The sequence below is a fragment of the Paenibacillus aceti genome (assembly GCF_003614185.1).
GTDB lineage: Bacteria > Bacillota > Bacilli > Paenibacillales > Paenibacillaceae > Fontibacillus > Fontibacillus aceti.
Map to the genome: position 1 here is coordinate 3,156,775 of NZ_KZ987724.1, position 21,072 is coordinate 3,177,846.

A 21,072-nucleotide genomic window follows, 5' to 3' on the forward strand; every position below is an offset into this window, starting at 1 on the left:
CTTACCCCTCCTTGGAAGCCAACTCAAGCCCTGAACCGGCATCATGGAATATGTGTTGTCTCCGTACCTCATCGAGTGCTTTCTCGACTTGATACTTGTTACTTATGGGTTCACCATTGTCCGTCGTACTGAATTCTCCATTAAATAACTTCAAGATAGCTTGGCGTTCAATGGCTACTTTCTCACGGCTATGATGCCCATTCTCAAAATACGACTGAAGAACCTTATCATCGCCTGCTTCCTCAATCAATTTCTTAGAATTATCCGAAATCAGATAGAGAATATGTGCCAATTTCTCCTGATCACACTCCTCAATCGTGTTTTTCATTCCATGTTCTGTTAGAACATTTAAAAAACGAATCTCAGAACTGCATTCCTCTAGGGAACTGAACATTCGATACTTGGGTTCGGGCAAATACTTTGCCGCTTCCGGCAAGAAAAACCCCTTTGCTGATTCGTTTAATATCCCTGACCTGAATACTCTTAACGCCTCCGATACCTTATCTTGAAGTATCATGTCGATGGTCTCTTTACCGACAAGTGACTCTAACTGCCGCGAAACCCGTGATACCATAACATCAATCGAATTACGAGATGTCCCGAAGTGGGTCGCTGTTTCCTGATAATCATATTTGGATCGAAGGAAGAAGGAGAATTTCTCCTTTACCCTCGGACTTTTAATGTAATTCATCTGCTTTACAAAGTTCACGATCCCCATCAGAGCATCCAATTTACTTTGTTGGATTTGCGTTGTATCTGAGAAGGGGTCGCTCTCTGGCAGTTTATTTTTAACTGTAATAATTGCATTCTCCAGCTTTTTTGGGAAGATCACATAAACACGCCCTTTCTCTCCTTGGCATTTTGTATAAATTGATTCATTATTGCTACTAGCTGCTCTGCGGATGTAGCGGAAACTATTGAAGCAATAGTCTGATCACCCACCAAAACTCTGAGTTTGTTATCAAAGTAAATGATCTTGGATCGTAATGAGTCAGTCGTTATGCCGTACTTCGCTGCCTGTTTTGAAGAATTTCTGCCTGTGCTTTTGTTTATCCACATCTCGTACCTTAGTTTTGACTTCTCACTTAGATTGCTGAGTTCTCCTAATGATAAAATAATAGTTTGAATGGTCTTATACTTCTGAAACTCTAACTCCCTGTCTGCATCATTGAACTCCTTCGACTTTAGATTTTTCTCGATTGTCGAAACAGCTTCAGTTATCTGCCACCACAACATTTTCTTTGGCTGATCCATTCGATCAAATCCTTTCTTCATGTAATACTTTCGACTGGTATTCGGCTAAATCGGCGTGAAACGACATAATAAAAGCATCTTTCGTTAATTCCATACCGACTTACTTAAATTAGCCGCATATCGGGCTGACGTAAGTCCTCTGATTTTCTTTTGAAATGAAAAACCCTAGAGCCAGAGAGGAAAATCAGGGCTAAACTGAAAGCACAATCTGAATTTAAGTCAGTTTTGAGAAAGTGAGCTTGTAAGTACTGTAATTTTGCTTCATTTTCAATTCCTGAATGCGATCCTATTTCGTGAGTAAACCGAAATTATCTCAAGATTATTTTTGTTGCTGCACATTGGTTCGGATTAAATCAAATTATGTCAGGAAAGAGTAGAGGGATATTAATTCAACTGACGAGAAATCAACAGTTTTCCGAAGGGTTGGGAGGAAAATGGTTCTAGAAGGTCATGATTCAACTCTGGATTATATTTTTATTTCGACCTATCTAATAAACGGATCAGATAGAGACACACTAAAGCCTCGATTAAGAACATAATTTAGGGAACGAGTAGTCTAAACAAATCTTAGAACTGGTATTTGATGTGACAGCATAATAAAAAGACCTAGCTCTTCATATGCGTTTCTGACTCAGTTTTTGAACTGCTCATATCTTTTATAAAATTGTGTTCGGCTGGGTATATCGGCTCGACACTATATAAGGCTTCTGTTCGTTCCTTCTGAATCCACTTCGCCTTGTATAAAATTTCTGTTCGCTGTTCTAATTCCACTTCGCTTATTTATTCAATTTCTGTTCGGTTGGATAACCAAACTTCACTGTTTATGAAAAGTGGATTCGCTCTTCTAAATTAACTCAGTTATTTTCTCAGGAATTCACTTCAAATATCCCGTTCTTAAGCTACTCTTAAAAATCAAAGTTTTAATTAGAACCACGATAAAACCTTCGCGGCGGTGCATGTTAGTCCAGAATTTCCGATAAAGTTCGGTCAATACCCCTGAGAGGATAAAAATAGCGAGATCTCTGGATACGAGTCTCGCTACACTATAGACCATTTTCTTAACATTTAACTACTTCTCCTAATCATTCGTATATCTTAACCACACTGCTCATCTTCCGATTCGCCTAAACACCATTCAGCAAATACAACTTCTCCGTTACGAACTACTAACATTGGACGTTCTCTTAGATATTTTTCGTAATGTGTTTTATTATACGATCTAGTTCCGATCTCTAAGTTATCCAGTCGGCAGTTAGTTGGGTCACCATCAATATGATTAATATCAAATATCCGACCTTTTTGCCCCAGTGCATTGATTGCCATTTCCGATCCGAAACACATTAGAATGACCAATTGATGTATTCTGGGAATAAAATGTCCCCTCTTCCTAGTACCAAGTTTTATGCATTTGTATTTGTTGTTCCCTCCTGCTTTAGAATAGCCATTCAATAAAAAGCTTCTGTCAGTGGGATAAAAAACCCCATCTTTATAAACAACAAGAGATTTCTCTTTCTTAGCAAGTATCAATTTATTTTCCTCATATGTTGCTGAGTAGAGTCGATTGTTGAACCAATATGCTTCCCCGCTCTCCGGATGTACAAGAATTGTATAGTTTTCATATGTTGTCTGGGCAACTCCTGGAAAAACTTCAATTGCTCGGTTATATGCATATACCATCTTTTTCTGGCTCGGTTCCCACGAATGTCTAATTTTGATTTTCCTGCCGAGACATAAACCAGTTGATTTATAAGTTATGCTTCCATTCTCCATGTTAGTTATGATCACTTTTAACCCCTCCTCAACTATGAGTTAATCACATCAAGACAATCCAACAGCATCAGCTGCCTTTTTATTTGTAATGATATACCCTACTAAATCCCTTAAACTGTGTTCCTCCAAGTAGATGATTACTTTTTGAATCATGTTTGGGTTGATAAATGACTTGAAACACTCTTTATCTTGCGATACAAGCGGCAGTCTGCTAAAATCGTTGAATTCTTCAATCAATCTTCCAAGATAATCAATATCTTTTGATCTGCCTGTTCTTAAAGCAATTTCTATAACTAAGCGCAACCACTTTTTCTTATGGTTATATATCTCGGTCTCCACCAGTTCAAATACAGCCTTGATTACTTCGTAATCAGTGTCTAACGATTCAAGCCACCTGTCATTATCAGAAAAATCCTTTATCTTAAAGACTGCTTCCGATACCCCGCCTTTACGACCGGCTTCAATTTCATCAACCGTCAGAATCGGAACCTCCTTGCTGCTAATAGCCATTTTTGTATTTTTCTCAACCACATATCCAAATGCGCCTACTTTTATGGGCTGATCCAAATACCCATCAACCGTTTTAACAAAACCTTCGCTTATTCCTAAACTTTCAAAGCGACTGTAATGGGCTACAGGTTTCTTCCTAGGTACAACCCTTACTCCAGCATCTCCAATCCGCTCTTCTGTCGGATTCACACTAAAAGTTATCACCTCCAACTCTCTCCTTTCCAAATTAAAACCTAAATTCAAAAACAATAATCAAATCTCGAAATGTATTAACACTAATTTGTAACTTCTTTGCTGCTTCCAGCCTGTTATATTCCTTATTCCGATATCCCTTATATACTTCAAGGAAGTTGGGAGGGTAAGGTTGCACAGGTCTGCCTTTTCGCTTCTTCTTTTCCCGAATTTGTTCCTTTTCTTTTATGAAAGTATCTATTAACGTGAGGATCTTAAGTCCTTCATCCGAAAGGACACCTGTACTGACTGAGTTCAGAAGATGTAGTTCAGTACCTATATCACGCAAAGTCGCCATTAATGAACGTAATTCGGCTACGGTATCTGCCAGTTCACTCAACCCTCGAACAACAACCTCATCACCACTGACTAACTTTTCGAGCATTACTTCAAGCGAATTGTTCAAAGTAACACCGAATTCGTTAGCCAAATCAATAAATACTTCATCTGCCTGAGCTTGCTGCTCAAATTCTTCGATTTCCTGCTTGCGTTGACAGCGGATATAGGCAAGTCGTGCCATATTTTTACCCCTCTCTTATACATTAACCATGTACTTAGTCCCTTTTCTTAAATTGAAGCTGATGCCTTGAATGACTACATACCAATCATGGTCTAGCTCAAGCCGACATGGAACTTGATCACCACAAATGTAAAGCTCAAAGCCTTCACCGCAATGCATCCAGCATTTCTTATCATTGAGAATCACATACCACCGATCTGCATCAGCATCATATTGCATAGGAATTTTGTCTGCCATGAAGTTCGCTCCTCTCGTTCCATCTTGTTCTTTTACAAACTTCAAGTTCACTGTTGCAAATTACAAGATTAAAATCACGGCTAATATCCCAATCACTGCCGCTTCAATGATCAGTGCATATCCGGCAATGTGTCGATGAGTAATCGGCACTTCTCTGTTAATACCAATCTTCACAAGTTCCAAATTCAGAAGTACAAATGGCAGAAACAAAACAATCCCCAAAACCATCAAAGCTATAAACATCTTTATCATCCTCCCGATTATTTTTACTTAAATTTACTTTTTTAGTAAATTTAAGTTATTTAACGTGTATCAATAATAGCTTCATTTAGTGATTAATTCAAGTGTTTTTTGATCTTTTTTAGGGTTAATTTTTAGAACCAAAAAGCCCGAAAACCCTTGATACGACTGGAAAAACGAGAACCCCATACAGAGCGACAAGGCGACAACTGAGCAGGACGCCCTGAAAGCCCCTGTAAGCGACCGAAAGGGCAAAACTAAGGGGAATAGACCTGCCAAGGGAGTCGGCGGCTATACGAGCCGATTTAGACCGCCGAGCAAAAGCCGCCGCAGAAAGGAGCAGGGCGACCGATACTGGAATAGGTTTACATTCGGAGAAAATCAGGAGTTACGGAAAAACGGGATCACAGAATATCGAACTGATGTTGCTTAACTCAAAATTTCATCGACTCCTTCAACCGAACATGGAATCCCCTCGAAATCCCTTCTTCATCGTTCTTACTGACAGCTTTCGACACGAATTGCAAGAAATTCGCGTCAAATAAGGAGCGTAGTGTGTTTTAAGGCATACCTCGAGATAGTTCGAATGGTGTTCTGCTCAAAAAAGTGTGTTTATAGAAGGGTTTGCGACAACATGCTGTCAGTTGCAGCTCTCGTAATTGCAAAAATTACGCCCATTTTGTTCCTTTAGGCATAAGAAAAACACTCTCAGCACAGATTGCCTGGTCGAGAGTGTTTTCTGATCGTTACTGGTATAAGGCTGTCGTTATGCCGTTCTCAAGGATTATTGTGACAAATCAAGATAATTCAACAGAATCAGCATATTTCGAGTTCAACAGGTTGGAGGGATGGAGGAAGTTCAATCCTTCTACTCGGCATTATGTGTCCAGTCAAGAACCCAATCTGGAATCTTGATGTTACTCCAAATATACTCGGCAATCATCTTACCTATCCCTGAACTCGGGACGTGAACCGTTCCAACGAAATACCTGTAAAACCCATTCTGCTCAAGTCGCCTATAAGCATCATTTTTATAGCCACTTACAATAATCTTGTTCTTACATTCAGGTGACGTTATGTTGTCGATCATTAATTCATGATCCTCTTTAGTAAACGGATGGACATAACCGTTTGTAGCTTTTGTTTTCTTCCGATTACCCCTCTTCCCCTCAACAGCTTCCGTAGTCAGATACGGGGGATCTAACCACACAAGAAGGTCTTCCCGATGCTTATACTTATGGAACTGTTCTTTATAATCTCCACAGTAAATCTGAACATCGCCAATGATTTCATCGAAACCTACCAACTTGTCCAGACTAGAATGAATTAGTTTGGTTCCTACGTTTGCTTTGCAGAAATCCTGCCTATTTGTTGCCCTGCTATGCATGGTAACGATATACGTCAAAGCGCCTGAGATAATTTCATCGGTTTGCTCATCCAGCCTTATTTCACAAGCAGTTGTAAAGCGCTCCTCAGTATCAACATAATCCGCCAGCTTCCAAATTGAATCGATTAGTTGATCAGTCTTGTATGGGTCTTGCAAACATTTGAAAAAGGCGACAACCCCTCGATCGATCTCATTAGCCAGTTTGAACTTAATTTGGTCACAATCAAGGTGGAGGAAAAGCCGATTACCACCCATGAAATAATCGACTGCTCCTGTCAAACCATACTCTTCAATGCAATAATGGAAAATCTCAACCATTCGATCAATGATCTGCGATTTTCCGCCAAGGGTCGGGAACGGATCTGGTCTAGTTGCCATTACGCCAGTTCCCCCTTGAATAAAGATGGGTCAATACGAATCATAAAGAATTTCACTTCAACCCCTTTTGACAAGGTGCGTTCAAATGTGAATGCCTCCGACTTCTTTTTCTTTTTGCCTGAATTCGGAATCAGAACCCCAAGAGTATGCAAAGCATCAAGAATTTGATTGTACTCATTGTCATTCCTGACACTGAACAGACTCCTAAAGTCTTCGCGCAAAAACGCAATTGTCAGAACGCCTTCTTTGTCGACAGGGTACTCTACATCAAGGATTGCTCCTTCATGTTCCTCCGAATTGAAGGTGTTGCTGATCTTTGTAGGGAACTTCTCCTGGTTTTCCTGAAAGTGCCGATAAACAAGTCGATAATGCTGCAGGGCATTCAATGACCCCAAGTCAAATGGAACATACACATCGATACAGTCCATCAATTTCTGCTTCTTTTCCATGATCATTCCGTCAGCAACATCGACAAAGTGCTTAATGTAACTGCGCTTGATGAGAGCAATTGAACCAAGGCTCTTAATAACCAGATCCGTCTGCTTGATGTCTCGCAGGTCTTCGAGTAGATAATAGAACTTTTGACCGTCCAGCTTACAAGTGACTTCCACTACGTTCTTTTCACGACCAGATGCTGACTGCCATCCATAAAACACATCGACGCTCCATATAGCATCGGCTTCCTTAGCTGCACTTCCTTTGAACTCGGCAATCTTTTCATCGTTGCCTTGAACCTCATTTGAAACCGATAAGTCTTTCTCATTCATACCGCTTACCTCCAAGTGATTGAATTTTAATCACTTAGAAGCTGTTGACTCTTGAATCATGTGTTGAAGTTAAGTTATGTAAGCCCCTTGTCGTCCCAACTCCATACAAATGCTTGTAAATAATAGTTGTGCGAATCCCATTCAAAGGTTGGAGGGATGGCGGGGAATCAAAGGAACCTTATCCTGCTTGAATCGATTAGTAATAAGCTTCTACAGGAACCCCATTAAATCGAACTAAACAATCGAGCGCTTATAAAATAATCGTCACATAAAAAGAAGATGCCGATTTTCTCGACACCTTCCACAAAGTTAAAACAGGTTTTCGGATAGCTTCTTGTACTTCTCTACGATCAGGTAGACTTCCTGATGTGGACTGTACATCTCGACATGGAGCCGGTCGAATACTTCCCTGATTTCATAAATTGCCACTTCTACTGGCATGCTCCTTGAGGAAAAGAACTCTTCGATTTCAGCAAGCATCTGTTCAATCAGTTCCAGCACTGGCTCATCAAAATCCCAAGGCTTGGGATCACTAAAGAATCCCTCATCCTTTTTAACTGTGGGAACGACCGGAACCGCCCACTTGAATCTGGCATACAACGACAACTCGGATAATTTAGCCATAACATCACCTCATTTCAAGAATGGTAGGAAAATAAATGTATCTACTATAACTTGAAACGAAGGTGAATTGAACCCCAAAAATAAAGAAGGTGCCGATTTCTCGACACCTCCCATTAAGGTAGAGCTTTATTGAACTGTACTGAACGTGTCCATTATCGAAGTGTTACCCACTATGAAGTCAGTCGACCGTTTACCGCCAAAGTCGCCCTTGGAGCTGTCGAACACCATGCCGACATGACCAACTTTGTAGCTCAGCTTCGTATGCCCAGTGAAGCCCTTGCTGAAGAATTGATTCTTGTCGCCAGATACCTCAAGCCCTGGAATCTCCATCGGTATTTTGTCGACATACATATGGCTCGGCAATTCGAAGGTTGTTGTATAGACACGAATGACCAAGGTAGTCGTATCTTCTGCATACCATCCAGAACCAACCTTCAGATCATTCGAACCCCTTACCGCGTTACCGAGGGTCGCTACGGCTTGCTCAGTAAGCTTATCACCGTTGCCGCTCTCGAAGGAACTGAAGATGTTATCGTTACCGAGAATATGCATCCGAGTGAGAGCGTCCTTCAATTCTTGCGGAAGGCTGTCCAAGTTTCGATTGCCATCAACCCCGACCAATTTACCGCCGCGCACTTCCAATGTATGTTCGGTAACAGTTGATTTCGACTCTGTTGCTGTCAGCTTGGCAGATTGACCGCCATGCTCCTTATTGTCGATGACCAGTTTGCCATCAGCATCGAAGGTTACTTGCCATTTACCAGTAGCTTCATCCTTTGTAGCATACTCGCTCAAGTATGTTTCATTGATGGCATCCGTACTATAAGCCGAGGATGGATTCCAAGCGTTCTTAAGTGCGGAAGAACCGATGTCGAGAGCAAAGGTCTTCAACTCCAATTCGCCCGTCACTTCAAAGTTCGTGGTTATCGCTGACCCCTTATAGATGACCTGCTTACCTCCAGCGTTCAGATTCTTCGCTAGGGCTTTTGCATTTGCATCGGTCGCCGTACTTGCGCCGACTACTTCTGGCTTGACCCCGACATTAACGAATTGAGCCAGATTGTAGCTCACTGGACGAATTTCTCTCAGCTTGTCGCCCGCGGCGAAGGCAACACTTGTGTTTCCTGACGCATCATCGTAGGCGTATAGAACCTCTGGATTCACTTTTAAGGTTTCTTTGCCTTGTTTGGCTTGCCAGAACATACCGTTAGCTGAATCGGAAGCATCGGCAATCGCTTTTGGAGCCGAGCTATCTTTCGGAATGTAACGGTTAAAGCGGATGCTTGTTTCATAGTCTGCCGTCAGATACGACGGTGTTGCCGACCCCGACCAAGTATATGGAACATAATAACCACCATACTGCGTTGAAACCCAATTGTATCTCGTCTCGCTGTACGTATAGGAGGAATAAGGGCTTTTTACCCCATATTTAAAATCATGTGACTTCGATACAACTGGCTTATTCTCAGCTGCGCCTGTACTTGCTGAAGCGATCCTTCCATCAAATAAACTGAAATTGTTCAACCATGAAGCCAGTTTGATATTCGCTACCGAACTGTTGTCTCGAACAGCTAACAGATCGCCAGCTAAATTGAACGATGCTGCAGGGTTATATACCGAGATGTTCTTAGTTGGTGTATCATTAAACAGTTTCGCTCGGCTTAATGCCCAAGGTGTATTGCTCAAGTCTGGATCAACTAAGCTAAACAATGTGTTTCCAGAAGGACTAAGTTTAGGGTTCGTGAACGTGCTGATCGGTAAAGACAAATTGAACCTTGCTTTGTTGATACCCTTATCCGAGATGTTATCCCAATACTTCGAAAGTCTCCATTGAGGAACATCGTAGTTCGAAGCGATTGGCTCAATTGAGTCCTCTTTAGCTTTCACATACAAAGTGAGTTGAGCATTGGAGTAAGCATCCGAACCTTCATATTTGTTCTCGACTGTAGAAGAAGCTAACGAAGTCGTTCCTCCTAAATACTTATGCAGATCAAGTGGAAGCGGAGTGTCCCATCCAAGCTCAATTTCCCAAAGGTCTGAACCAGATGTAGGAATGGAGACTGTTCCTTCTTCACCGGCTGCTTCTTTCGTAAGCTGTCGCTTATTGATATTTTCTTTATCCTTCATATCGATAAGTTCGAATTTTGCTTTTTCGTCTGGAAGAATGTCGTAGGTCTTTCCGTTATGCCCTACAGACATACCCCCTGCGATGAATACATCGCTTGCTGACTTCAAATCACCCAAATACTTCTGGCTTTCTTCTGACCATCCATTGACTGGAACCGTGAACGAATCCTTTGTTGGGTTACCGTTTTTGTCAACTACCGTTACGTTCAACTCAGCCGTGATTGCAGGTTTTTTCGCAGCTTCTCCGTCTCCGTAACCCCAAGGTTGATAACCCCAACCGCCGAATCCATTGACCGAAGCGTCCGATGACATCGGGATTGCAGAACTTACTGGCTTCAACGTTCTGGCGTAGAAGTCTCGGGCATATGTTCTGAACGTATTCGGGAGGTTGCCGTTCTCCTTGTAGGGAGATTGGGAACCTTGCTCGGCAGAGGTAGCTCCACCTTTCGAGACAGCTTCAAATTCTCGATTTGCTGTTAACCCCTGCAGAACGGAATCGGTCGGACGAGCCTTTTGTCTTGTCCAGAGATACCAGTCCGTTGCATCGTGCATCGAGATAAAGGCATAGTCACGATCATATGCACTACGACTATCCTTGACCGAGATACCGATAACTGTTTGGGCGAAGAAGATCAGTTCATTCTTGTTGAACTTGTCACGCATCATTTGTTCGAAAGTGATGTAGTCCTCGCCTTTCAAGATTCCTTTTGACTTGATCAAGTCCAGATACCCCGAGAACATCAGACTGCCAATAACTTGGGCATCGAACTGCTCTCCTGCATCTTGGCTACCGTGACGGAGAATGTAGGCTTCGATCATCCCTTTCAAGGAATCACCAATCACCTTCACGTTACCTTCACCGGAAAGAGTACGGTTCGAATCGCTCGGAGCGATATTGTACAGCGTATCGGCAATGATTTGCTCGAAGTAGTTGATGTTGCTCGATTTGGCTATGGCTTTGTCGGCGTAATCCAAAGTACGCTTCATCAACTCGGCATGGCTCTGACCTTTAGGGCTATCTGGATAGAGTGGGTTGTTTCCGTAAAGAGTCGATACTCCAGTTCCTCGCTCAAAGGTGATTACGCCTGAGCCAGCTTTACGGAATAAGTTGTCCGAAGTCTTGCTCGGAGCCATGTAGAACAACAGGTCTTCATAATTGAACTTGAACGGATCTTCGAGATCAGCCTTCTTCGAATCAGGATTCAGAACCCCTTTACCATCCGATTTGACCTTGTTCGGGATGAAACCAAACTGCAAAACGGCGATCCGCTCGGAGGTTTGGAACGTTCCTGCCGCAGTTGATGAATTAGCACCGCCCGATGCAGGTGGAGTACCTCCCACGTTTGCATCCGATGAAGCTGCATGAACCCCTGAAGGGGCAAAAAGCGGAGCTACCAACGCGACCGCCAGCATAATACTCAATGCCGAAATCTTAGGTGAGGAATTTTTACGTTTTCTGTTGTAGAGAACAAAACATCCTGCCGCTACACTCAATGACAAGATAAAACCAATTACTAAATAGATAATGTCATCCCCTGTATGGGGTGTGCTTGCCGAACCGCCGAAAACGACTCCTGCACCTAAAACGACTCTAGTGATCGGGGAGTTGGCGTCGATGGCGACTGTCTCTACTTTACCTGTATCGTTATCCTTAATCATAAACGATTCTCCCGGCGTTACCGCGAATGAGATTGGATTAGTGCCTTTGTATTGCTTGTCCGCAACCTTCTCAACGTTGATGACAGAGAAGTTGAATGATTTGCCGTCCTTACTAATTTCGAGGAGATGCTTCGGCTTAACGATGCCCCCGATGCCCCCTTTACCATCATTCAGGGTAACAAGGGCATCGGAATTGAGCTTGACCTCTGCATACTTGGCTGTGACCGATGCCTTGTATTTGCCGTTTGCAATTCCTTCGATCTCAGTGGTGTCCAGACTCGCAGTGAAAGTGCTGGATACCCCATTAGGATCAGAAAGAGCAATATCGAATTCTGACCATGCTTTACTCAAGTCCGTATTGGCTTCGGTCGAGAAGTCTACCTTTAAGCTGCCGCTTGTTGACTCAGTTTCAAATACGATTGGGAAAGTCAGGACGCCCTTCTGCGTGTTGGCTATAACGGTTGAAGGAAGCTCGATTTCGGCTTTACCGTTCGAACCGTCTTTGACGATCTTTCCTTCCGCTGAAACGAGGAATTTCCAAGTTAGCTTGTTGCTGTCGAGCCATACCATACCGCTGTCATTTGACTTGGCTGTTAGGGTTCCCTTGCCTTCCAATAGCTTGATATTGACTGGTAGCTGCTTCAAGGGTGTGCCTGATTCAGATTGGAGCTGCAGTCCAATCTTTTTCCCGTTGGTCTTAAGCGAAGCCTCGATGGGGTTAAGCTTCGTGGCGGTCAGGTATTGGAAAACCTTCTCGTCATTTACCCCTTCATAATAAACGAATGGCTCAATGCCGAACTTGAAGTGGGTGTTTACCTTCACGCTGTAGCCATTGAAATTAATCTCATCAATGATACCGTCAGCACTTCTTAGGATTAGTGCGAACTGATCACCTAGCTTGAAGCCTGGGTGATTGAAAATCAGGCTGTACTTGCCGTTACTGAAGTTCTGGCTGTTGCCTACCGCGCTGCTAATTAATTTGTCTTCGGCTACATTCCATAGTTCCAACTTGAACTCGGGGATGTAGGAGTCTTGATCGGACTCGTAATAAACTACAACATGCAGACCGTCTGTTACTGTTCGGGCTGTGTTGTCGGAAGAGACTGTATTTGTGGTCTCTTCGGGTTGTGCGGTCTCATTGGGTTGAGTGGTCTGACTGGTTAAATCATTGGGTTCATCTTCGGTCGAGATGGCTTCATTGACTGAATCGCCCCCTTCGGGCTGTGTGCCTCCTTCTGCTTCAATTTCGCTCTGGACAATTTCGTTAGGCTCAACTTCACTCGCAAAGGCTGAAGCTGCGAATAACGAAAGAAGCAGGGCGAGGACTAAAATGCTGGAAACTATCCTTCTCATCCTTCATTTCCTCCCTTTTGCTGTTCTTGTTTTGCTCAACTGTTTTGGATGACAGTCTTTTGCTTGTATCTATAAGTTAAATGTCCCGCCAACTCTTGAAATTGGGCTTAAGTCTTGAAAAATTTTCACAAAATTAAAAAGACGATGCCGTGAATGACATCGCCTCATACTGAATTTATTATTTGCTTATCACTGATCCGAAGGTCGGCTGAGTATGAATACCCCGATCTGGATTCTCTTTCAGGAACTTTGAAATATCTCCACTAGTTCCTGCTTTAGTGAACGTGCCTGAAACGATTGAATACCAGATTCCATCAATCTCAACATAAGGATCAGCATGATTTGGACTGGAGCCAATCATCGTGTTATAGCCCATTGCGTCAAATACTGCTGAAAATACCTGGCTATCGGAATCGCAATCTGTCATGCGCGGGGAACGTGCAAGGGCATCAAAAGCAGATCTTGGAGAACCATCTTTAGGGTCTGGTACCCCTCGTAACAAGTCGTAGGCAATCGAAGCTATTGTGTCGACCTTTACGATCTCCTCTTTACTGACTCCAGCCTTTATTAAATCGCCAATTGAATTCTCTGCCGCATACAAGCCACGATTTCGGTCGGATCGATCCGATTTATCTCCTGTCCATCTGGCTCCATCGAGGTATTCGTAATAGTACTTCTGATATACCCCTCCAAAACCAGATTCGTCATAGCCGTTTACCGCATTCTCAACAATTTTCATTACTTGATCGTACTCACTCTGGTTTCGACTTGCGTATGTGTGTTTGCCGTGTTTTACAGAGATACCGTCAACTGCCTGGTGCTTAACCGAATCAGATACTTTTGCACTTTCAATATAAGCTGTCATTGTTTTCGAATCCCATTTAACCTCTCCCCCAAGGGCTTCGCTGACAAAGCGAAGCGGAACCATTGTTGCCCCATTTATAACCTCGCCTTTAGCGGCTAATAGGACTGCTTTCCCGTTAACATAAGCCGTTGGTTGTCCAATAGTTAGCTTAATGGTCGTACTTCCTTTTGTTGCTGTGGCTGTTTGAGTTGGCTGATCCCATTTCACATCTGCTTTTAACGCTTCAAATACCCCTCTCATAGGTACAAGAGTATTTCCATTCTTTACGATTGCTGACTGCGGGAAATTTTGCTTCACACCATCGATAAAGACTGTTACCTCGTCCTTGGCTACTGAAGCTATCCTTACCTCGTTCTTTTGAGCAACTGGCGCTAAATTAACATTATTCCGGTTGGACTTCATTCCAAGCATTTCCTGCATTCGATACAATCGTTCAGGAGCATCATTCTCGCGAAGGGTAGACAATCCATCAGCCCCATGAGCCGTAAACACTTTTTCAGTTTCGGCAAGAGCAGTTTTCAGAGGGCTTCTCAACTCCTCTTTGCCCTTGAAAATATTCCCTTCAAATAACCTGTCCTCAATCAAGGTTAATTGATCCATGATCTTGGTCAATCTTTCTATCGTCCAGCCCTCTTCCTTAATCGCTTTAACCGCCATGTTGAGATTGGCTATTAATGTCGCCTCATCTTCGAAATTGACTTGAACTTGTTGCGCGGCGATGGTTGGAGGGATGGAGGGATTGGGCGCTGCATTAGCCGGAACCCCTCCTGAAGCTATACCAGCAAGAAATGCTGCGCTTATTATCATACCTTTGATTACAAAACTGAAAGTCCGTTTAGAACTGCCCTTAGTGTATACAGTCGATGAATAAATCTTGGTATCCTCATTTACATAGGGTGGCATTGGTCGTTCCTCCTTTACGCTTGTTTTTCCTTTGCATGTAATATAAATTAGCTCGGATAACTTGTCCTGAAGTTCAGTGAATTTTCAATAGCATAAATTGAACAATCATCTATAAGCTCATGTACCGATTAGCTAAGTCAATTTTATTCGACAAGGTCATACTGCCAGTTCAAGGTCAGCGTCTAGTTCGCTTTGTCCCTTGGCGATATCTTGGGTCCTGAGTTTGCTGTTGCTGTTGCCATTGCCACTGACTTTGCCTTTGTTGTTGAGTTGGCATTTGCCCTTTAAGGTGTTTTGGCATTTGAGTTTGTTTATGTCCTTGGCGATTTCTTAGTTCCTGATATGCTTTATAACCTGCAAGACCTGCGAAGACGATACCCCAAGGACCGAGTAAGCTCGCTGCAAGCGTCATCCCCTTGAAGGCTAATGTCCAGCCTACCGCACTTCCCATGACTCTTACCGGCTTTGAATCCCAAACCCGCTCCATGTGAGAGGACGAAACCACATTTACCCCAAGACCGAATGCATTTCTCAACTTTTCCGTTAACGTGAATCCGCCGCGACCACGATTGTCATACTCTTTAGCCGTCTCCTCATCCGCAATAAGCTCTCCACCGATATACAGTTCACTAAGATGACGGAAATGGTCGAATAGCTTGAACCATGACTTTCTCTGATCCCAACCAATTTCGCGTCTTACACGCCCTTCTGCAAGACGGGCATTATCGATTCGAAGACAAACTAAATTTTTGAACCTAAAGATGTTTTTGAAATGGAATAGCTCTACGACATTCCCTTTCTCTGCCTTCACCCTTATTGCATATGGCATGGATTTCAATACTTCTTGACTGAATGTTGGTCTAAATGCAACATCGTTGATGATAAGACCATTACCAGTGACCTCAAAACTTTCAATCCTTTTCAAATCTCCAACCATTTGCTTAATCTGCTTCATAAGCATATCCGACATCATTCTGAATGCAGTCATAGATGAGAACGGATTGAGGTTATCTCGATTCTCAACTTTGAATACTTCAAATGGATTTACCTCGGGATCAATCTGAGCTTCATAAATTGCTGAAAAAGCATTCTGTTCTCTTGGTGAAACGTATGGATCTTGGAGGACGTGATTTTGATATACAGGTCGAGCATTCTTCAATTGCAAGTGGTCATCGGGTACTTCTCGTCTTTCGGTTAGAATCGTCCCACTAGATGTTTTCTCGAGTGGACGATTCTGCTCAACTACGTTGGTCGGGGTTGGACTCTTTTTAACAGAATCGGCTTCGTAAACATTCAATGCATCATCAAGTACGTCCGATGCGTCATTGTTATTTCCGCTCAATACACGTTCGGTGTAGTATTCAAATTCCTTTTGCGAGATAACCCCTAAATTACGAAGGGTTGCATACACAATGTTATTGGGTTTACCTAATGTAACTTCAAATGCATCAAAATAACCTTCAGCCAAAGCCAACCTTACGATTTTGTCCAATTCTTGCATGCCGCTGAGTGAAGAATTTAGGTCTCTGATTGCATCCAGACGTTCATCCTTCGAAACAAATAAACTTTTAACCAAATCCGTTTTCCCTTTCGGTCCCGCGTAAAATACCCCCTGGCTTAGGATTGGATTCGGATTATCGAGGGCACCATGCTTCTCCTCATAGCCTTGAACCGCTTGATTCTGAGTGACCCCGAAATACTCATAACGCTCGTCTGCCATCTTACCGAAGATATTGTAGTTATAGTTGCTTCGCTCATCACTGGCAATTAGCGTCTTACTCGGATCTTGACCACCTAATAACCAGTGAAAGCCGCTTGTTCTGGTCAACCTTGCTAAAATCAATCCTTTGTAAACACTCTGCGGAATTGCAGGATCACCTTTGATGCTTGCATAAAGAGAATTCAGCTCATCGACCAAAAAGAAGATGCGCGGAAGCCTTGTGATTCCCTTGTAATTGTGATTGCCTTTATTAAACTCGATAATGTCAGAACAGCCTGTCTCCTTGAGAATAACCTGAATCGTTTGATAAACCACTCTGGCAAAAAGGATACCCCCGATATAAGCATTGACCTTAAAGGGAATATTCTCGACTATTCTTTCCCCACGCTTGATGTCGACCCACTTCAATTCGGCAGAGTTCAGTACTTCTCCGTCAAAACCGTAAAACGGTACTCCTAAGCTGTTAAATACCTTCCTCCAAATCGGAACCCATTCTTCCTTTTGGTCGATGAGAACCACAGAGCCGTTTCCTTCAACCCCCTGCAGGGCAACTGATTGCACCAATAAACTGTCATACATTGCGGTTTTACCTGAACCGGCTCCTCCACCTACAATACCGCTCACATTGTATTTTCCTGTACAGTCAAATCGTTCGGCTTTCAAAGCTCCTAGCATAACACCGACAACGATCTTCTCACCTAAAGACAAATCATCGAATGAAGCAAAGTCGTTCTGTTCGCCCTGACAAGCTCTGATGTAATCCCGCAACGACCAATTGGCGTTTCGGAATGCCAGTAAGTCCTTGGATAAAACCATCTCGATACAATCGTAGGCTGCCGTAACTTTCCTCGTTGAGCCTAAGTTACAGACTCTCGGTTGTTTCATTAAGGAACTGGAATAGACGGTTCCCGCTGAAGGATTCATGTTGCTGAATAATAACGGGATAGCGTCCAATTCGCTGGACTTCCTCGAGAAATCAAAATTGGTGACTCCTACTGGTAGCTTTATCAGAACTGTGAATGAAATATCGTCTTCTTTAATGAATACTCGGAACATCAAATCTTCGTCCAGAGTGTATGTTGCTGCGTTCCAGATATCGACTCCTTTTGGGTTAGCACCTTTGGACTCCAAAAGGGATTGATTGACCATGTACACTTTATCCTTGAAGCCAAGACTACTAACTGGTGACTCCGAGTAGAACAGCTTGATTAAGCCAATCAGAGTGTCATGAATACCTGTTTTCCCTGCAACAGAAGTCTTATTATCCTTCGGGAAAAAACCCTTTGATGCAAGCTCTCTGATATAGGTTTGCTTGTCTTGTGTAGGTCTAGCGGCTCTTTCAGAAACAACCGATGAGTTTCCTGTTCCGACAGTGTTCAAGGCTTTCAATACCCCAAGCAAATCTGAAATGACTTCAAAATCACCCTTCTCTACGGAGCGGCGCTCTACTGCAACTGATCTTACAAAGTCGGTAATCGGAAAGACTTCGTTTTCAAAATAAACCGTAGTGTCACAAACTTGTTGGGTAACTCCTTGAAACTGCTTCGTATCGATTGACTTCGCCTTTACTTTATTCTCGATTTCGTTCCAAACAACTAATGACATTGCAACTGTAAGAAGCTCCTGTAAATATAGACGATTCTTTGAATGATCTACATTGTCCACCAACTTAGCCAAAGTCGGATATAGCTCACATACCAACGCTTTGTACTTATCATCTTCGTTGTTATGAGAAAGGATTATTTCGTCGGTCATTCCTTTCTTCGCAGCTAGTGGCAGTAATGTCCTTTCTATAAGATGGTGTCGCAATTGACTCGAACTAAGCCCAGTTAAAGCTGCAAAGTCCTGTGCCATTGCCGCTATAGCGTTCAAACTTAGCTCGGTAGGCACGGCGGCATCTTCGTCATCCATGTTCATAGGATACTCCTCGATCCATTCTGGTTCACTCAACTGTATCCCTCCGTTCTTTTAGTTTGCATTGTTTAAAAATTGTTCTTACTTAATATGTTTTTGGTCGACTTTCAGGTGTTGAAGTATCGAGAATTTTCAAGTCCCTAAAAATTTTTATTTGAAGAAATAGTCACTCGCAGTATGTTAAGTGCAAAAAATCAAGACAGCTTGAGGACTTAAGCTGCCTTGATTGTGTATTTCAATTTTCACTTTTCTGGAGTTCACCATATTTCATTATTACTTCTTGCTTTCTTTTGTAATGATCCATACCCCATATATCCCTGCATATAAAACCAAATCGACTTTCAGATGAATACCCAATTGGCTCTAGGAATTCAAGTGCCTTTACAGTTCCACTATTGATTGACTTACGTTTGACCATATTCATTAAAATGTCAGCGACACTAAGATCAGAAGGTTTGATCTCAGAAAGATCATCATCTCGAAAGGTAATTTGCTTTTTGCCTAAAAGTGATATTCTCTCATTCTGATGCCTCCAGTGAAATGTATCAATTATTTCTACATAAGGGTTGAACCAAATTAATAATCCTGTTCCGTTAGGAAAGAAAGCGATACCTTCTTCCTCCATATGTGTATAAATGATTTCTCCTTGGCTCCAGTAACCCGTAATATTTGCCACAATTCTCATTCCTCCAAATTACGTCCGGTTATCGTTTTTAATACATTAGCTTGAACGAGGTCGACTTGAAAAGAAAAACCTTAAATAAAAAAAAAAACAAAGCCCCACACTTAGTGTGAAGCCTTGCCAGTGATGTAGAAGGGAGTCACCCACGAATTCCTCGATACATTCTGCAGATCTTTATTAACGTTACCCACTTTCGAAGGATGGTAAAAAGCCATCGAAAATACCTATAATATTAGACATTCACCCTAATCCTACTCTTGCTTCTTCAATCCGCTTATCGTAACAGTCATCGCATAATGTTGTCCAGTAATGCACTCTCCGCTGAATGCTACTCTCAATACCACATCCCTCGCATATCTTTACCGAAATCTCTTGATACTTAACTATCAGTTCATTGACTTCGGGAAGTGCATCGTGAATATAAACTCTCAACTCTCCGAATTTTTGTTTGATTTGCCCAACAGTTAGTTTGATCTTGATTCCATTATTTTTATAGACTTCTTCTATTTCAGTGAACATGTCCCAGAGGATTTGATACCAGCCGTCCCCACATTCAAAAGTATATTGTGTCCAAGGACTCATGGTGTCAGATTTGTCTGGTATCGACCAAGGGAAGCGAGTGAACAACTTTTCTTTTAGCTCGAGCTTCATTGGAAATCACCGTCCTTCTGATGTTCTCTTAAACGCGTTAGTTCAGTTTCAACATAAGGTCGCATTTCGTGGTCGACCAACCCCCACGCCATAAAATATAAGTATTGTAAAGTTGTTGTGTATTCTAGCGTACTTGTTTAAATCGTACAAGTGTATCCAAATCCGAATTTCAAATTCTCTACAAAATAAAACACAGCTTATGGATTTCTCCTTTAGCTTTTTAAATGTGCTAACATTTTGTCCTTCAGATGAAACCCAAGTATATAAGGTCGAATACCACGAAAAAGGTGCTAAAAATTTTAGCACCTTCCGTTAGAAAAACTCTATTTTTCTTGAAATGGACTAATACCAAATTTCAGGAGCATTTGGTACAACAGGTTTAAGGGTAGCCCCATTATACTGAAAAAATCACCCTCAATTTTTTCAATAAAAACAGCGCCCAACCCCTGTGCCCCGTAACTTCCTGCCTTATCGAGTGGCTCACCAGTTTTTACATAAGCTTCGATTTCCGCGTCACTCATAGGTCTAAACGTTACTTTACTGACAGTATGTCCCACAATTACCTCTGGCTGTCCGCTTGGCGACTGAGATAATACACGATACTGACCAATGTCTCCAAGGTGCATTGTGGTGTCGTAGTCCCCAGCTTTGTCGAGCCCTTCGCCACTGGCCGCGTAAGCTTCAATTTCCTGCTCCGTCAGCTCCTTCATCGTGACGATCGTCGAGCGGTAGTCTACAAGACTCTCACCCGTCCGACTATCTATGCAAGCGACTCCCGTATACACGGTGTGGCTTCTGCCTTGAAGTGAGCGCAGCATGGATGCCGCTTCCTGCCTATTCTCCGGCTTACCTAGCACAATCTCATCTCTGACAACCACCGTATCGCTGCCGACGATAATTCCGGCAGAATCCTCATGGAATTGTCCGGAATGATATACCGCCTCGGCTTTCCGTCTGGCAAGCTCCTGTACAATTTGCACTGGTGTCCACGTCTTTGGTGTGCTCTCATCAGCATGGCTTGGAACAATGTCGAATGGAATTCCCAGGGAAGCTATCAATTCACGGCGACGCGGTGAGGTCGATGCCAATATGATATGGCGTGGTGCGTTGGATTCCAAGACCGGGTCTCTCCTTCTGGCAATAATATAGTAGTAAATGTCGAAAAAATCAAATGATGACGACAGCAATATACTAATCTGTTGTCAACCTCGCCATTTTTTGACACTTCATTATTATAAGGTTATTTCACCCGCAATACAAACACAAAAAAGGCAGGGGGA

The 21,072-nt window shown here is 42.6% G+C and carries 16 protein-coding genes; all 16 read right to left on the minus strand.

The genetic code is table 11. The features are described 5' to 3' along the window. Nucleotide 1 precedes the first annotated feature (1 nt). On the minus strand, nucleotides 2–832 hold the full coding sequence (locus tag BFJ94_RS14070) for a hypothetical protein (protein WP_120463232.1): 831 nt from the start codon (nucleotides 830–832) through the stop codon (nucleotides 2–4). After that, nucleotides 829–1,254: a hypothetical protein gene (locus tag BFJ94_RS14075; protein WP_120463233.1), complete on the minus strand. Its 426-nt coding sequence runs from the start codon at nucleotides 1,252–1,254 to the stop codon at nucleotides 829–831. The genes BFJ94_RS14070 and BFJ94_RS14075 overlap by 4 nt, the downstream gene beginning before the upstream one ends. A 1,095-nt stretch (nucleotides 1,255–2,349) precedes the next feature. Further along, nucleotides 2,350–3,039 carry an HNH endonuclease gene (locus BFJ94_RS14080; protein ID WP_120463234.1) on the minus strand — a complete coding sequence of 230 codons (690 nt, stop codon included), beginning with the start codon at nucleotides 3,037–3,039 and terminating at the stop codon, nucleotides 2,350–2,352. A gap of 33 nt (nucleotides 3,040–3,072) precedes the next feature. Next, on the minus strand, nucleotides 3,073–3,738 hold the full coding sequence (locus BFJ94_RS14085; RefSeq protein WP_120463235.1) for a hypothetical protein: 666 nt from the start codon (nucleotides 3,736–3,738) through the stop codon (nucleotides 3,073–3,075). Nucleotides 3,739–3,760: 22 nt separating this feature from the next. Beyond that, on the minus strand, nucleotides 3,761–4,285 hold the full coding sequence (locus BFJ94_RS14090) for a recombinase family protein (RefSeq protein WP_120463236.1): 525 nt from the start codon (nucleotides 4,283–4,285) through the stop codon (nucleotides 3,761–3,763). A 15-nt stretch (nucleotides 4,286–4,300) separates the two neighbouring features. After that, nucleotides 4,301–4,522: a DUF5348 domain-containing protein gene (locus BFJ94_RS14095; protein ID WP_120463237.1), complete on the minus strand. Its 222-nt coding sequence runs from the start codon at nucleotides 4,520–4,522 to the stop codon at nucleotides 4,301–4,303. Between the two features lie 60 nt (nucleotides 4,523–4,582). Next, on the minus strand, nucleotides 4,583–4,765 hold the full coding sequence (locus BFJ94_RS14100; protein WP_120463238.1) for a hypothetical protein: 183 nt from the start codon (nucleotides 4,763–4,765) through the stop codon (nucleotides 4,583–4,585). Between the two features lie 865 nt (nucleotides 4,766–5,630). Beyond that, entirely contained in the window at nucleotides 5,631–6,527 is an 897-nt protein-coding gene (locus tag BFJ94_RS14105; protein WP_120463239.1) for a DNA adenine methylase, read from the minus strand. Then, nucleotides 6,527–7,294, minus strand: a complete 768-nt coding sequence (locus BFJ94_RS14110) for a hypothetical protein (protein ID WP_120463240.1) — start codon at nucleotides 7,292–7,294, stop codon at nucleotides 6,527–6,529. Before BFJ94_RS14110 ends, BFJ94_RS14105 begins: the two co-directional genes overlap by 1 nt. 309 nt (nucleotides 7,295–7,603) lie before the next feature. Beyond that, nucleotides 7,604–7,918 carry a hypothetical protein gene (locus tag BFJ94_RS14115; protein ID WP_120463241.1) on the minus strand — a complete coding sequence of 105 codons (315 nt, stop codon included), beginning with the start codon at nucleotides 7,916–7,918 and terminating at the stop codon, nucleotides 7,604–7,606. Between the two features lie 126 nt (nucleotides 7,919–8,044). Further along, on the minus strand, nucleotides 8,045–13,057 hold the full coding sequence (locus BFJ94_RS14120; protein ID WP_120463242.1) for a hypothetical protein: 5,013 nt from the start codon (nucleotides 13,055–13,057) through the stop codon (nucleotides 8,045–8,047). Nucleotides 13,058–13,235: 178 nt separating this feature from the next. Next, nucleotides 13,236–14,825 (minus strand): stalk domain-containing protein, encoded by a 1,590-nt coding sequence (locus BFJ94_RS14125; protein WP_120463243.1) that lies wholly within the window; start codon nucleotides 14,823–14,825, stop codon nucleotides 13,236–13,238. A 175-nt stretch (nucleotides 14,826–15,000) separates the two neighbouring features. Continuing rightward, nucleotides 15,001–18,495, minus strand: a complete 3,495-nt coding sequence (locus tag BFJ94_RS14130) for a hypothetical protein (protein WP_120463244.1) — start codon at nucleotides 18,493–18,495, stop codon at nucleotides 15,001–15,003. 199 nt (nucleotides 18,496–18,694) lie between these two features. Beyond that, nucleotides 18,695–19,135 carry a hypothetical protein gene (locus BFJ94_RS14135; protein ID WP_120463245.1) on the minus strand — a complete coding sequence of 147 codons (441 nt, stop codon included), beginning with the start codon at nucleotides 19,133–19,135 and terminating at the stop codon, nucleotides 18,695–18,697. A gap of 246 nt (nucleotides 19,136–19,381) precedes the next feature. Next, nucleotides 19,382–19,792, minus strand: a complete 411-nt coding sequence (locus BFJ94_RS14140; protein ID WP_120463246.1) for a hypothetical protein — start codon at nucleotides 19,790–19,792, stop codon at nucleotides 19,382–19,384. 323 nt (nucleotides 19,793–20,115) lie between these two features. Further along, the gene (locus BFJ94_RS14145) at nucleotides 20,116–20,910 is read right to left on the minus strand and encodes a Maf family protein (protein WP_120463247.1); all 795 of its coding nucleotides are present in this window, start codon (nucleotides 20,908–20,910) and stop codon (nucleotides 20,116–20,118) included. Nucleotides 20,911–21,072: the final 162 nt, after the last annotated feature.